At 72.1% G+C, this 12,771-nt stretch carries 12 protein-coding genes; 11 read left to right on the plus strand and 1 reads right to left on the minus strand.

All coding sequences use genetic code 11. The features are described 5' to 3' along the window. From LWC35_RS34415 to LWC35_RS34425, 3 genes are all read left to right on the plus strand, one after another. On the plus strand, nucleotides 1-640 hold a 640-nt coding region (locus LWC35_RS34415), incomplete at its 5' end, for a helix-turn-helix transcriptional regulator (RefSeq protein WP_232874684.1). 106 nt (nucleotides 641-746) lie between these two features. Further along, nucleotides 747-1,073 carry a WhiB family transcriptional regulator gene (locus LWC35_RS34420; protein ID WP_232874685.1) on the plus strand — a complete coding sequence of 109 codons (327 nt, stop codon included), beginning with the start codon at nucleotides 747-749 and terminating at the stop codon, nucleotides 1,071-1,073. Further along, the gene (locus tag LWC35_RS34425) at nucleotides 1,070-1,630 is read left to right on the plus strand and encodes a putative quinol monooxygenase (protein WP_232874686.1); all 561 of its coding nucleotides are present in this window, start codon (nucleotides 1,070-1,072) and stop codon (nucleotides 1,628-1,630) included. Before LWC35_RS34420 ends, LWC35_RS34425 begins: the two co-directional genes overlap by 4 nt. 76 nt (nucleotides 1,631-1,706) lie before the next feature. On the opposite strand, the gene LWC35_RS34430 is transcribed toward LWC35_RS34425, so the two are convergent. Continuing rightward, the gene (locus LWC35_RS34430) at nucleotides 1,707-2,324 is read right to left on the minus strand and encodes a TetR/AcrR family transcriptional regulator (protein ID WP_232874687.1); all 618 of its coding nucleotides are present in this window, start codon (nucleotides 2,322-2,324) and stop codon (nucleotides 1,707-1,709) included. Nucleotides 2,325-2,448: 124 nt separating this feature from the next. Here LWC35_RS34430 and LWC35_RS34435 point away from each other — a divergent pair, with 124 nt between their 5' ends. From LWC35_RS34435 to katG, 8 genes are all read left to right on the plus strand, one after another. Next, nucleotides 2,449-4,002, plus strand: a complete 1,554-nt coding sequence (locus LWC35_RS34435; RefSeq protein WP_232874688.1) for an acyl-CoA synthetase — start codon at nucleotides 2,449-2,451, stop codon at nucleotides 4,000-4,002. Then, on the plus strand, nucleotides 3,999-4,988 hold the full coding sequence (locus tag LWC35_RS34440; protein ID WP_232874689.1) for an LLM class flavin-dependent oxidoreductase: 990 nt from the start codon (nucleotides 3,999-4,001) through the stop codon (nucleotides 4,986-4,988). Before LWC35_RS34435 ends, LWC35_RS34440 begins: the two co-directional genes overlap by 4 nt. 37 nt (nucleotides 4,989-5,025) lie before the next feature. Beyond that, the gene (locus tag LWC35_RS34445) at nucleotides 5,026-5,781 is read left to right on the plus strand and encodes an SDR family NAD(P)-dependent oxidoreductase (RefSeq protein WP_232874690.1); all 756 of its coding nucleotides are present in this window, start codon (nucleotides 5,026-5,028) and stop codon (nucleotides 5,779-5,781) included. A gap of 54 nt (nucleotides 5,782-5,835) precedes the next feature. Then, complete coding sequence (locus LWC35_RS34450; RefSeq protein WP_232874691.1) at nucleotides 5,836-7,785, plus strand: acetoacetate--CoA ligase; 1,950 nt, start codon at nucleotides 5,836-5,838, stop codon at nucleotides 7,783-7,785. Further along, nucleotides 7,782-8,594: an LLM class flavin-dependent oxidoreductase gene (locus LWC35_RS34455; protein ID WP_232874692.1), complete on the plus strand. Its 813-nt coding sequence runs from the start codon at nucleotides 7,782-7,784 to the stop codon at nucleotides 8,592-8,594. The genes LWC35_RS34450 and LWC35_RS34455 overlap by 4 nt, the downstream gene beginning before the upstream one ends. 785 nt (nucleotides 8,595-9,379) lie before the next feature. Further along, nucleotides 9,380-9,919 carry a hypothetical protein gene (locus tag LWC35_RS34460; RefSeq protein ID WP_232874693.1) on the plus strand — a complete coding sequence of 180 codons (540 nt, stop codon included), beginning with the start codon at nucleotides 9,380-9,382 and terminating at the stop codon, nucleotides 9,917-9,919. A gap of 118 nt (nucleotides 9,920-10,037) precedes the next feature. Then, entirely contained in the window at nucleotides 10,038-10,532 is a 495-nt protein-coding gene (locus LWC35_RS34465) for a Fur family transcriptional regulator (protein ID WP_232874694.1), read from the plus strand. Next, nucleotides 10,529-12,724: a catalase/peroxidase HPI gene (gene katG, locus LWC35_RS34470; protein ID WP_232874695.1), complete on the plus strand. Its 2,196-nt coding sequence runs from the start codon at nucleotides 10,529-10,531 to the stop codon at nucleotides 12,722-12,724. The genes LWC35_RS34465 and katG overlap by 4 nt, the downstream gene beginning before the upstream one ends. Nucleotides 12,725-12,771: the final 47 nt, after the last annotated feature.

Consider the following 12,771-nt stretch of genomic DNA (forward strand, 5'->3'; position numbering starts at 1 on the left):
GGATCCGTACTACCCGCGCGAACCGGAGTACCTCCTCCTGGCCCGCCTCCTCGTCCGCCGCCGGCCGGAGCAGGCCGTCCGGCTGCTCACCGGGTGGCACGACCTGGCCGAAGCCCAGCACCGCACGGGCAGCGTCGTCGAGATCCGGGTCCTCCAGGCGCTGGCCCACGCGGAGCTCGGCGCCGCGGGCGCCGCGTCGACGCTCCTGGTCGAGGCTCTCGCCCTGGCCGCGCCGCACCGGCAGGTGCAGGTGTTCGTCGACGAGGGTGCCGCCGCGGCCGCGCTGCTGCGCGAGCTGCTCGTCGGCCGGCGCCTGGAGCGGCTCGACGGCGGCCGGGCCGTCCCGCAGACCTTCCTGTCCGCGCTGAGCGGGGCGTTCGACCGGAGCGGCCGTCCGCTGCTGCCTGCCGCCCGGCGGGGCGCGGTCGCGGCCCCCGGTCTGGTCGAGCCGCTCACCGCCCGGGAGACGGAGATCCTCTCCCTGCTGGCCGACGGCAGGCCCAACCGCGCCATCGCCGAAGAGCTCGTGATCTCCGTCGACACGGTCAAACGCCACGTGACCCACGTGCTCGACAAACTCGCCGCCACCAACCGCACGGAGGCGGTCGCCCGGGCCCGTGTTCTGGGGCTGCTGTCCTGACGGACGAGGGTGGTGGTCGCGAGATGCCACCGCGCGTCCCACCTTCGCGTGATCCCGGTGGCGGCCGGTCCGCCTACCGTCGCCGGGGTCCGGAAGGAGGTGGGCGATGCCCACGACAGCGACCGTCTCCCCGCGGAGCACCCCGGTGGACATCCGGCGTCGCCGGCGCGCCGCTCCGGGACGGGCCGGCCTCGCCCTGCCGTGCCAGGACGCGAACCCCGATCTGTGGTTCGCGGTCTCGCCCGTCGACCTGGAGCGGGCGAAGGGGCTCTGCCGGCCCTGCCCGGTCCGTGCGGAGTGCCTGGCCGGGGCCGTGCGCCGAGGGGAGCCGTGGGGGGTGTGGGGCGGCGAGATCGTCGACCGCGGCGCGGTGATCGCCCGCAAGCGGGGCCCCGGGCGCCCGCCGCGTTCCGCGTTGGCGGACTCGGGATGAGCGGGGGACCGACGTGCTACGAGATCCGGGTGGACGCCGTGCTCGACGACGCCTGGTCGGCCTGTTTGGACGGGCTCGTGGCCACCGAGGGCCCGGCGGGGCAGACCGTGCTCACCGGGCCACTGGCCGACCAGGCCGCCTTGCACGGCGCGCTGGCCAGGATCCGTGATCTCGGGGTGCCGCTGCTGTCGGTGCGGCAGGTCCGGCCGGAGGCGTCGATGGCGATCATGATTCGTGCCGAACTGCGGGTCCTCCCCGGCAAGCGCGAGGAGTTCATCGAGGTGGCGCGCGCCCTGGAGGACGCCGCGGCCGACGAGCCCGCCACCCTGCGCTACGCCTGGTTCACCGGCGCCGATCCGCACGAGTTCGTCGTCCTCGAGGAGTACGCCGACCAGCGGGCAGCCTTCGCGCACAACCAGCACTGCGCCGAGCTTCTCCGGCGTGTCCCCACGCTCGCCGAGATGGTCTCCGTCCACGTGCACGGTGCGCTCGGACCGCAGCTGCAGGAATGGATCGCCGGTGAGCCGGTCGCCCATGGCCATCCGCCCCTGAGCTGATCCCGTGACGGCGGGCCGTGGTCGTCACGCGCGACGCCGGCCGGGCGAGCCGTTGCCGGTCGAGCACCTCGCCGAGTCAGACGAAGAGCCGCGGCAGCAGGTCGCGGCAGCCGTCCCGGAGATCGTCGAGGGCTGACTCCGCGCCGGCGAGGTGGCGTTGCAGTGCCTGCTGGAACAGCCCGTCGAACATCGCGTAGGCCGCGGAGGGCGTGCAGGTCGGCTCGGTGCCGGTGATGTCGGCGTAGGCGAGGACGAGGCGCCAGATCATGTCCTGCAGGCGGCCGTCGATCTCGGCGACGTCCGCGCGAAAGGCCTCCTCGAACAGGGACTGCGCGCGCAGGTCGTACCAGAGCCGGTGCAGGAGCGGCGCGTCGGCGAGCGTGGCGGCCAGCCCGTCCCCGCAGGCCACGGCGAGCTCGGCGGGTGTGGACGCCTCGGCGACGAGGCCCTCGTACCGCTGCACGCAGGCGTCCTTGTACCGCTGCACGCAGTAGGTGATCAGGTCGCTCTTGTCGGCGAAGTAGTAGTGCAGGAGCCCGTGGGAGAACTCCGTGTGGTCCGCGATCGTGCGCAGGCTGGTGCGCGCGTAGCCGAGCTCTGCCAAGGCCAGCAACGCCGCGTCGGCGAGCTCGCGCCGGCGGTCCTCGAACTTGTCGACGCGGGACCGCAGCCGCACGGCGCCGGAGCTGGGCATACCGGGACGATACCCATCGAGCGGATTTCCTGACCACTCGTCCAAGGAAATCTTGACAAGCGTCCAAGATCAGGCCACGGTCGTCCCTGTCAGCACCGGTGCCGACGACGATCGAGGGACGACGATGTCGCTGACCTTCTACCTGGACAAGGGCGCCTCCCTCGATCCGGGAGCGCCCTGTCTGACCCTCGACGGCGCGTCCCTCTCGTACGGCGAGGTCGTCGGGCTCTCCCACGCCGTGGCCAGGGCGCTGCGGCGCTCGGGCGTCGAGCCCGGGGACAAGGTCGGCATCCTCTCGGCCAACGACCCGACCGCGTTCTCCTGCGTCTTCGGCATCGCCCGCGCGGGGGCGGTGTGGTGCCCGATCAACCCGCGCAACGCGGCGGGGGAGAACGCCGAGCTGCTCGACCTGTTCGACTGCTCCACGTTGATCTTCCAGCCGGCCTTCGACGACCTGGTCGCCGAGATCGCCCCCGAACTCCCGAAGCTGACCACGCTCGTCCGGCTCGGCGAGAAGGACGTGCTCGCCCAGCGGTTCGACGACTGGCTCGACGCCGCGCGCGAGGACCCGCCGGCCGAGGCCACCCAGCCCGACGACGTCGTCGCCCTGGTCGGCACCGGCGGCACCACGGGGCGCCCCAAGGGCGTCATGCTCACCGACCGCAACCTCGAGGCGATGTCGGCGATCACCCTGATGAGCTACCCCTTCGAGGGTCGCCCGGTGTACCTGGCGCAGGCCCCGCTCACCCACGCCGCCGGCGTGCTGTGCTTCCCGATCCTCGCCCGCGGCGGCGAGGTCGTGATCATGGCGAAGCCGGACGTCGGGCGGTTCCTCGAGCTGATCGAGCGGCACGGGGTCACCCACACGTTCCTGCCCCCGACGCTGATCTACATGGTGCTCGCTCACGAGGCGCTCGATCGCACGGACCTGTCGTCGTTGCAGTGTTTCTGGTACGGCGCGGCGCCGATGTCGGTGGCCCGGCTGGCCGAGGCGCTCGACCGCATCGGACCGATGGCACAGCTGTTCGGGCAGTCCGAGGCGCCGATGATGATCTCGACGATGTCCCCGGCCGAACACCGCCTGCCCGACGGCGCGATCGCCACCGACCGGCTGTCCTCGGCCGGCCGGCCCTCGCCGCTGGTCACGGTGGCGATCCTCGATCCGCAGGGCGCGCCCGTCCCGCGCGGGGAGCGGGGCGAGATCTGCGTCCGGGGCTCGCTGGTGATGGCCGGCTACTACCGCAACCCCGAGGCCACCGCCGAGGCGTCCGCCCACGGCTGGCACCACACCGGCGACGTCGGCTACCTCGACGCGGACGGCTTCCTCCACATCGTCGACCGCGCCAAGGACATGGTGATCACCGGCGGGTTCAACGTCTACTCCGCCGAGGTCGAGCAGGCGCTGATGGCCCACGACGCCGTCCGCGACTGCGCGGTCGTCGGCCTGCCGGACGAGAAGTGGGGCGAACGGGTCACCGCCGTGGTCCAGCTCCAGCCGAACACCGTGATCGACGTCGACGAGCTGATCGCCTTCGTCAAGCGGCGCATCGGCAGCGTGAAGGCGCCCAAGCAGATCGAGATCTGGCCCGATCTCCCCCGGTCCACCATCGGCAAGGTCCTCAAGACCGAGATCCGCACGACTCTCACCGCAGTACCGCAAGGAGGCGGCACCTCATGAAACTCGCTCTCTACCTGCCCAACTTCCGTGACAAGGTGACCATCAAGGAGCTGGAGGACCTCACCGCGCTCGCCGAGGAGCTCGACTTCGACTCGGTGTGGACGCTCGACCGGATCGTCGTGCCGGAGGCGTCGGACAGGCAGGAGCTGCAGTACTCGTTCGGCATGATGGAGGGCCTGCCCAGGGCGCTGCCGGTGTCCTCGCGGGGCCAGTGGTTCCAGGGCTACCCGCTCATCCCGTGGCTCGCGGCGAAGACCTCCAAGGTCCGCATCGGCATGAGCATCATCGACACCCCGTTCCGCGCCCCGGGCGTCCTGGCCGCGGAGATGGCCACGATCGACCACCTCTCGAACGGCCGGCTCAACGTCGGCGTCGGGTCCGGGTGGATGCCGGAGGAGTTCGCGGCCGCGAGCGCCGCCCACATCTTCCCGAAGCGGCACAAGCACGTGCGCGAGACGATCGAGGTCATGCAGGGCATCTGGAACAACGAGCTGTTCGAGTACCACGGCGAGTTCGCGGACTTCGACAGCTGCGGGTTCGGGATCAAGCCGCTGCAGGACCCGCTGCCGATCTACTTCTCCGGTCTCAAGGACCCGGCGCGCGCGGCCAAGCGCGTCAGCAAGTACGACCTCAGGGGTTGGATCGGGATCCAGGACTCGCCGGAGGACATCGCCACCTGGCGCGGTGGGATCGAGCGTGAGCTCGAGGCGATCGGGAGCCACCGCAAGATCGGCGACCTCGAGATCAGCAGCATGATCTGGACGGTCATCACGGACGTGGACCTGGACGACTCGCCGGCGGGCAAGGTCACGAACCTGCTGGCGGGCAGCGAGCGGCAGATCACCGACAAGCTCAAGGCGTACAAGGAGGCCGGGATGACGATGCCGATGTTCTGGCCGCCGTTCGCGGACGTCCCGGTGTCCAAGACGCTCGACGACCTCAAGCGGATCAAGAACGACATCATGCCGAAGGTCGAGGCCTCCTGAGCCCCTGTTCCACCCCACAACGAAGTGAGAGGAAGAGATGCCCGAACTCGAGGGTAAGCGGGTCTTCGTCACCGGGTCCGGTGCCGGGATCGGCAAGGCGATCGCGACGCTGTTCACGCAGCGCGGCGCCCGGGTCGCCGTCAGTGACATCAACGCCGACGCGGCCAAGCAGACGGCCGACGAGATCGGGGCCGTCGGCGTCGCCAACTGCGACGTCACGGACGAGGGCCAGGTCCAGGGTGCGGTGCAGCAGGCGGTGGACCTGCTCGGCGGCCTCGACGTCCTGGTCAACAACGCCGGGATCGAGGTCTCCTCGCCGCTGCTGCAGCAGTCGACCGAGAGCTTCGACAAGATCTACGCGGTGAACGTGCGCGGTCCGTTCGTCGCGATGAAGGCGGCCATCGGCCACCTGATCGAGTCGAAGGGCAACGTCGTCAACATCGCCTCGATCGCCGGCATCGGCGGCAGCCCGCTGCTCGGCTCCTACTGCGCGACCAAGGCGGCGCTGATCCAGATGACCCGCGTCGCGGCGGTGGAGATGCGGCCGACGGGCGTGCGGGTCAACGCGGTCTGCCCGGGCTTCGCCGACACCGCCATGGTCGAGCGGCTCGTGCCGGACTTCGAGGCCGCCACCCAGATCCCCTTCGGCGACCTCGTCGCCATGAAGCAGGGCCGGCTCGGCACCCCGGAGGACATCGCCGAGGTGGCGGCCTTCCTCGCGTCGGACCGGGCGTCGTGGGTCACCGGCAGCCACTACGTCCTCGACGGCGGGCTGACCGCGTCCCTCGTGTGACCATGTGCGACGGGCCCGGTCCCGCCGGGCCCGTCGCACGGTGAGGGGGTACGGATGACCGACATGCTCTGGAGCCCGACGGCGGCCCGCATCGAGGGCTCCGCGCTGCGCGAGTACCTGGACTGGCTGGAGAGGCGCGAGGGGCGGCCGTTCGCCGACCACGACGCCCTCTGGGCCTGGTCGGTCGAGGACCTCGACCGGTTCTGGCTGTCCGTCGTCGACCACTACGGCGTCGAGTTCTCCGCGCCGTGGACGCAGGTGCGCACCGCCGACCCGATGCCCCACACCCGCTGGTTCACCGGGGCACGGCTGAACTGGGCGCAGCACGCGTTGCGCCACGGGGCGGACTCCTCGGTGGCGTTGCTGTGTGTCCGGGAGGGCGGCGAGCCGGCGCGGGAGATCACGTGGGGCTCGTTGCGCCGGTCGGTCGCGGCGGCGGCCGGCTGGCTGCGACGGGCGGGCGTGCGCCCCGGCGACCGGGTCTGCGCCTACCTGCCCAACACCGAGCACGCGGTGATCGGGCTCCTGGCCGCCGCCGCGGTCGGCGCGGTGTGGTCCTGCTGCTCCCCGGACTTCGGCGCCGAGGGCACCGTCGGCCGGCTCGCGCAGCTCGAGCCCACCGTGCTCATCGCCTCGGACGGCTACCACTGGAACGGCAAGGAGATCGACCGCGCCGACGTCGTCGCGCAGTTGCGCGAGAAGCTCCCGACGGTGCGGCACTTCGTGCACGTCCCGTACGTGTTCGACCGGCCTGCACCTGCGGATGCGGTTCCGTGGGACTCGGTTCTCGCCGAGGACGCGCCGCTCGAGTTCGAGCAGGTCGAGTTCTCCCACCCGTTGTGGGTGCTGTTCACCTCCGGCACCACCGGCCTGCCCAAGGGCCTGGTGCACGGCCACGGCGGGATGACGCTGCAGGGTCTGCTGTGGTCCGGGCTGTACTGCGGCCTGCGTGAGGGCGAGCGGATGTTCACCTTCACCTCGACCGGCTGGGCGCTGTGGAACATGCAGCTCGGCGCGCTCGCCCAGGGCGCGAGCATCGTGCTGTACGAGGGCAGCCCCGGCCACCCGGCGGGCGCGGTCTTCGAGGTCGCGGCCCGCACCCAGGCGGACGTCCTGCTGCTCGGCGCCGCCGTCGTCACCGCGACGGCGAACACCGGGGTCTCGCCCCGGCAGGAGCACGACCTGAAGCGGCTGCGACACATCATGATCAGCGGCTCGGCGCTGCCCTCGGCCGGCTACCACTGGATCATGGAGCAGGTCGGCCCGGACGTGCGGATCGACTCGACCAGCGGCGGCACCGACATCTCGGGCGCGTTCGTCGGCGCCAACGAGTACGCCCCGGTCCGGGTGGGGCGCATCGGCGGGCTGCTCGCCGGCGTCGACTGCGCGGCCTGGGACGAGGACGGTCATCCGGTCGTCGACGAGGTGGGCGACCTCGTCGTCACGCAGCCGATGCCGTCGATGCCCGTGTACCTGTGGAACGACCCGGACGCGGTGCGCTACACGGAGTCGTACTTCGAGACCTGGCCCGGCGTGTGGCGGCACGGGGACTGGGTGACGCGGTACTCGGACGGCAGTCTCGCCATCCACGGCCGTTCGGACTCGACCTTGAACAGACAGGGTGTCCGGCTGGGCAGCAGCGACTTCTACGACGTGCTCGAGACCATGCCCGAGATCAGCGAGACCCTCGTGGTCGGGGTCGACCGGCCCGACGACGGCTACTGGCTGGGCCTGTTCGTCGTCCCGGCATCGGGGCACGTGCTGGACGACCCGCTCCGGCAGAAGATCGTGCAGACGCTGCGGACCCGGCTCACGCCTCGCCACGTCCCGGACGAGATCCTCGAGGCGCCCGCCGTGCCTCACACCTTGAGCGGCAAGCGGCTCGAGGTTCCGATCAAGAAACTCATGAGCGGCAGGCCGCTGGAGAAGGCGGCGAACATCGCCTCCGTCGACGACCCCGACGCGCTGCGTTGGTACGCGCGGTTCGCCGCTTCCCGGCTGTGAAGCTCGGCGCGTATCTCGCCCACCTGGGGTCGGGATCGCCCTACGGCGTCGCCTCCTGGGCCCGGCGCCTGGTCGACGCGGGCTTCGAGAGCCTGTGGATGCCGCAGATCATCGGGCGTTCCGGCTTCGTCCCCGACCCCTTCGTCGCGTTGGCGGCGGCGGCTTCGGCCGTGGACGGGGTGGAGCTGGGCGCGGCCACGGTCCAGGTCCCGCTCCACCACCCCGCCGACCTTGCCCACAAGATCCAGTCGCTGCAGCTGGTGTGCGGGGATCGTCTCACCCTGGGCCTCAGCCCCGGTTCCACTCAGACGGACTACGCGCTCCTTGACCGGGACTTCGGTGCCCGCTTCCGCACGTTCGACGAGAACGTGGTGCGGCTGCGGGATCTGCTCGCCGAGGGGCGGGACGATCTCGCTCCCGGAGCCGGCGTCCCGCCGCTCCTCCTCGGCTCGTGGGGCAAGAACGTCGAGAAGGCCGCACGGCACTTCGACGGCTGGCTGGCCTCCGCCTATCGCCGCACCCCCGACCAGATCGTCGAGGCTCTCGGGCGCTTCCGAGCGGCAGGTGGCGGACGAGCCGTCGTCTGCGCGATTCCCCCTCGCCGACCCGGCCGAGCTCGGCCCGGTCGGCGAGCAGCTCCGCTGCTACGCCGAGGTGGGCTTCGACGACGCGATCGTGGTGATCGAACCAGGAGGCCCGGATCCCGTGAAGGTGGGAGCGCTCCTGCCGTGACCTGTCATGGCGGTCTGCGATTCCTGTCGTGGGCGATGGCGAACATCCGACGAGCTGCGACCAGTCCGGCCAGGTGAGTTCGTGGAGGCGGAGGAGGCGGTCGGCTCGGTACTCCGCCACGAGGACGACCTCGATCCGATGTGCCTCCTCGCCGGGGCGCCGGGTGGTGATCCACATTCGGGCGGCGAGGCGAGGACGGGGCGGCGCGGAGCCGCGCCGGCGGGCGACGACCGGCTCGGCGGCCTCCGCTCCGGCGCGCGATCTTGTCGGCAGGTGGGCGCCCGACGGCAGGGGCGTTCGGTCCTCCGCGGCTGCGGGACACGGGTCCCCGGACACGTCCGTTCAGCGCAAATCCCCAGGTCATCGGGCCGGAAGGGGGATACCGACGCCCGAACGGTGGTAATCGTCGGCTCCGACGAGGAGAGGCGGACCGATGACGGAATCCGACCGGCCGCGAGACGAGCGCGGGGACGCAGCCCGCGCGGACGACCAGAGCCCATCCGACGCCACGCGGAAGGTTCGGCGTCGCGCGCCCGGGATGAGCGCGCCCGACGGAGGGACGAAGCCGCCCGCCCGGGACGTCACGGGTGGTGTCCGCCGGGTCACGGCCGCCGGCCGGGCCGCGTCGCAGGCAGGCCGGGCGGCGGCCGCTCGAGCGGGTCGCACCGCGGGCCAGGCAGGCCGGGCCGCCGGTCAGACGGGCCGGACCGCGGGCCGGGCAGGTCAGGCGGCCGCGCCGGGGGCCGGACGGACCGCGCGAACCGTCGCCCAGACTGGGCGGGCCGCGGCGTCCGGCGCGGCACAGGTCGTGGGCGGCACGGGTCGTACCGCCGCCGCCACCGGTGGAGCCGCGGCGTCCGGTGTGGCCAGGACCGGTGGCGACGTCGTGTCGGGCGTGGCGAAGACCGGTCAGGGCGCCGTCGGCGGGCTGGCGTCGACGGCGACCGGCGCGCTGAAGGGCGTCGTCGGCACCGTCGGCACGGTGGTCAAGCCCGTCCTCGGGGCGAGCTTCAGCTTCCTCGTCGCCAGGGCCGCCGTCCTGCTGCAGCTGATCAAGCGGCTCGCCCTGCTGGCCCTGCAGGGACTCCAGCGGCTCGCCGAGTGGCTGGAGCAGTTCGCGGCCTCGCGGCGGCCCGGAGCCCAGGCCCCGGCCGAGGAGGACGCGGAGGACGCGGAGGACGCTGCCGAGGGACCCGACGCCGTCGACGCCGAGGACGAGGACGCCGAGTACGCCGAGTCCGAGGACACCGAGGACACCGAGGACACCGAGGACACCGAGGACACCGAGGACACCGACGAGGCCGACGCACCGGCCGAGGACCGGGACGAACCCCCTGCCCGCCGTGGCCGTCGGGCGCGACGGTCGGCCACCCCGACGGGCGAGCGGCCCTCGCTCCGGTAGACCCGCCGAACCCGGCGTCGGCGCCTGCGTGGCGCCGGCGGCCCTGTCCCGTGGGCCGACCCGCGAACCTGCGACCGGTGCGTTGAGTGGTTCAAGGAACGGGACCAGACTCGACCGGGTGCCGACGACGTCGGAGTTCGAGCACTTGCTGCGCGGGGTCGCCCTCCGGGTGACCCGCCCGCGCGTGGCGGTGCTGGCCGCGGTGCACGACAACCCGCACGCCGACACGGACACGATCCTCGCCGCGGCGCGCGGCGCTCACGTCCAGGTCTCCCACCAGGCCGTCTACGACGTGCTGCGCGTCCTCGCGGCGGCCGGCCTCGTCCGGCGGATCCAGCCTGCCGGCCTGGTGTCGCGCTACGAGGCGCGCGTCGGGGACGACCACCACCACGTCGTGTGCCGGTCCTGTGGCGCGATCGCCGACGTCGACTGCGCCGTGGGCGCCACCCCCTGCCTGACCGCCGCCGAGGACCGCGGCTTCGCGATCGAGGAGGCCGAGGTCATCTACTGGGGCCTCTGTCCGGTCTGTGGCACGACCGCGCGCGCCGGTGTCCCACCAAGGCACACCGATCGACCGAAGGACAGCGCGAGACAGGAAGAAGGACCGACGTGACCGAGAGCGTCAGCGAGAGCGAGAACCCGCGGATCCCGTCCCCGACCCCGGCGGCGCACCGGCCGATGACGAACCGGGACTGGTGGCCGAACCAGCCGGACCTCTCGGTGCTGCGCAAGCACGCGCCGCAGGCCGACCCGATGGGCGGGACCTTCGACTACGCGAAGGAGTTCGCGACGCTCGATGTCGAAGCCCTGAAGCGCGACGTCATGGAGGTCATGACGACCTCGCAGGACTGGTGGCCGGCCGACTACGGCCACTACGGCGGGCTCTTCATCCGGATGAGCTGGCACGCGGCGGGCACCTACCGCATCGAGGACGGCCGCGGCGGTGGCGGCAGCGGCGCCCAGCGCTTCGCGCCCCTGAACAGCTGGCCGGACAACGTCAGCCTCGACAAGGCGCGCCGGCTGCTCCTGCCCGTCAAGCAGAAGTACGGCCGGAAGATCTCCTGGGCCGACCTGATCATCTTCGCCGGCAACTGTGCCTACGAGTCGATGGGCTTCACGACCTTCGGTTTCGGCTTCGGACGGGAGGACATCTGGGAGCCCGAGGAGATCTTCTGGGGACCGGAGGACACCTGGCTCGGCGACGAGCGCTACAGCGGTGACCGGGAGCTCGCCGGCCCGTTCGCCGCGGTGCAGATGGGCCTGATCTACGTGAACCCGGAGGGGCCCAACGGCAACCCGGACCCGTTGGCCTCCGCCCGGGACATCCGCGAGACCTTCCGCCGGATGGCGATGAACGACGAGGAGACGGTGGCGCTGATCGTCGGCGGCCACACCGTCGGCAAGTGCCACGGCGCGGTCAGCCCGGACTGTCTCGGTCCGGAACCCGAGGGCGCCCCCCTCGAGCAGCAGGGCCTGGGCTGGCGCAACACCTGCGGCAGCGGCAAGGGTGCGGACGCGCTCACCAGCGGGCTGGAAGGCGCGTGGACCAACGAGCCGACGCGCTGGGACAACGGGTACCTCGACAACCTGTACGGCTACGAGTGGGAGCTCACCGAGAGCCCGGCCGGCGCGAAGCAGTGGACGCCGACGAACCCCGAGGCCCGGGACACCGTGCCCGACGCCCACGACCCGTCGAAGCGCCACGCCCCGATGATGTTGACCTCGGACCTCGCGCTGCGGCTCGACCCGGTCTACGGGCCGATCACGAAGCGTTTCCACGAGAACCCGGACGAGCTCGCCGACGCGTTCGGCAAGGCCTGGTACAAGCTGCTGCACCGCGACATGGGCCCGATCTCGCGTTATCTCGGGCCGTGGGTGGCCGAGCCGCAGGTGTGGCAGGACCCGGTCCCCGCCGTCGACCACGAGCTGGTCGGCGACGACGACGTCGCCGCCCTCAAGGGGCGGCTCCTGGACTCGGGCCTGACCGTCCCGCAGCTGGTGTCGACCGCGTGGGCGTCGGCGGCCTCCTTCCGCGGCACGGACAAGCGCGGCGGGGCGAACGGGGCACGGATCCGGCTCGAGCCGCAGCGCAGCTGGGAGGTCAACGAACCGGCCGCGCTGGCGACGGCGCTGGAGACTCTCGAGCGCATCCGGCAGGAGTTCGACGAGGGCCAGTCCGGCGGGAAGAAGATCTCGCTCGCCGACCTGATCGTGCTGGGCGGCTGCGCGGCCGTCGAGAAGGCGGCGCGCGACGGGGGCCACGAGGTCACGGTCCCGTTCACGCCGGGGCGCACGGATGCGTCCCAGGAGCAGACCGACGTGGAGTCCTTCGCCGTGCTCGAACCGAGCGCGGACGGGTTCCGCAACTTCCTCCGGCCCGGCGACAAGGTGCCGCCGGAGCAACGGCTGGTGGACCGGGCGTACATGCTGAACCTGACCGCACCCGAGATGGCGGTGCTGGTCGGCGGCCTGCGCAGCCTGGACGCCAACGCCGGGCACGTCCCGCACGGCGTCCTCACCGACCGGCCCGGCACGTTGAGCACCGACTTCTTCGTCAACCTGCTCGACATGGGCACCGAGTGGCGCACGTCGGAGGCCACGGAGAACGTGTACGAGGGCCGGGACCGTGCCACGGGCGAGGTCAGGTGGACCGCCACCGCCGTCGATCTGGTCTTCGGCGCGAACGCCCAGCTGCGCGCCGTGGCCGAGTTCTACTCGTGCCGGGACGCGAGGGAGAAGTTCGTGCAGGACTTCGTGGCGGCGTGGGACAAGGTCATGAACCTGGACCGCTTCGAGCTGGCCTGACGCCGTGGTCCGGGTCGGCCGCGAGCCGGTCGACCCGGCGTCGGCGT

This window comes from Pseudonocardia kujensis, from assembly GCF_021283305.1.
Classification (GTDB): Bacteria; Actinomycetota; Actinomycetes; order Mycobacteriales; family Pseudonocardiaceae; genus Pseudonocardia; species Pseudonocardia kujensis.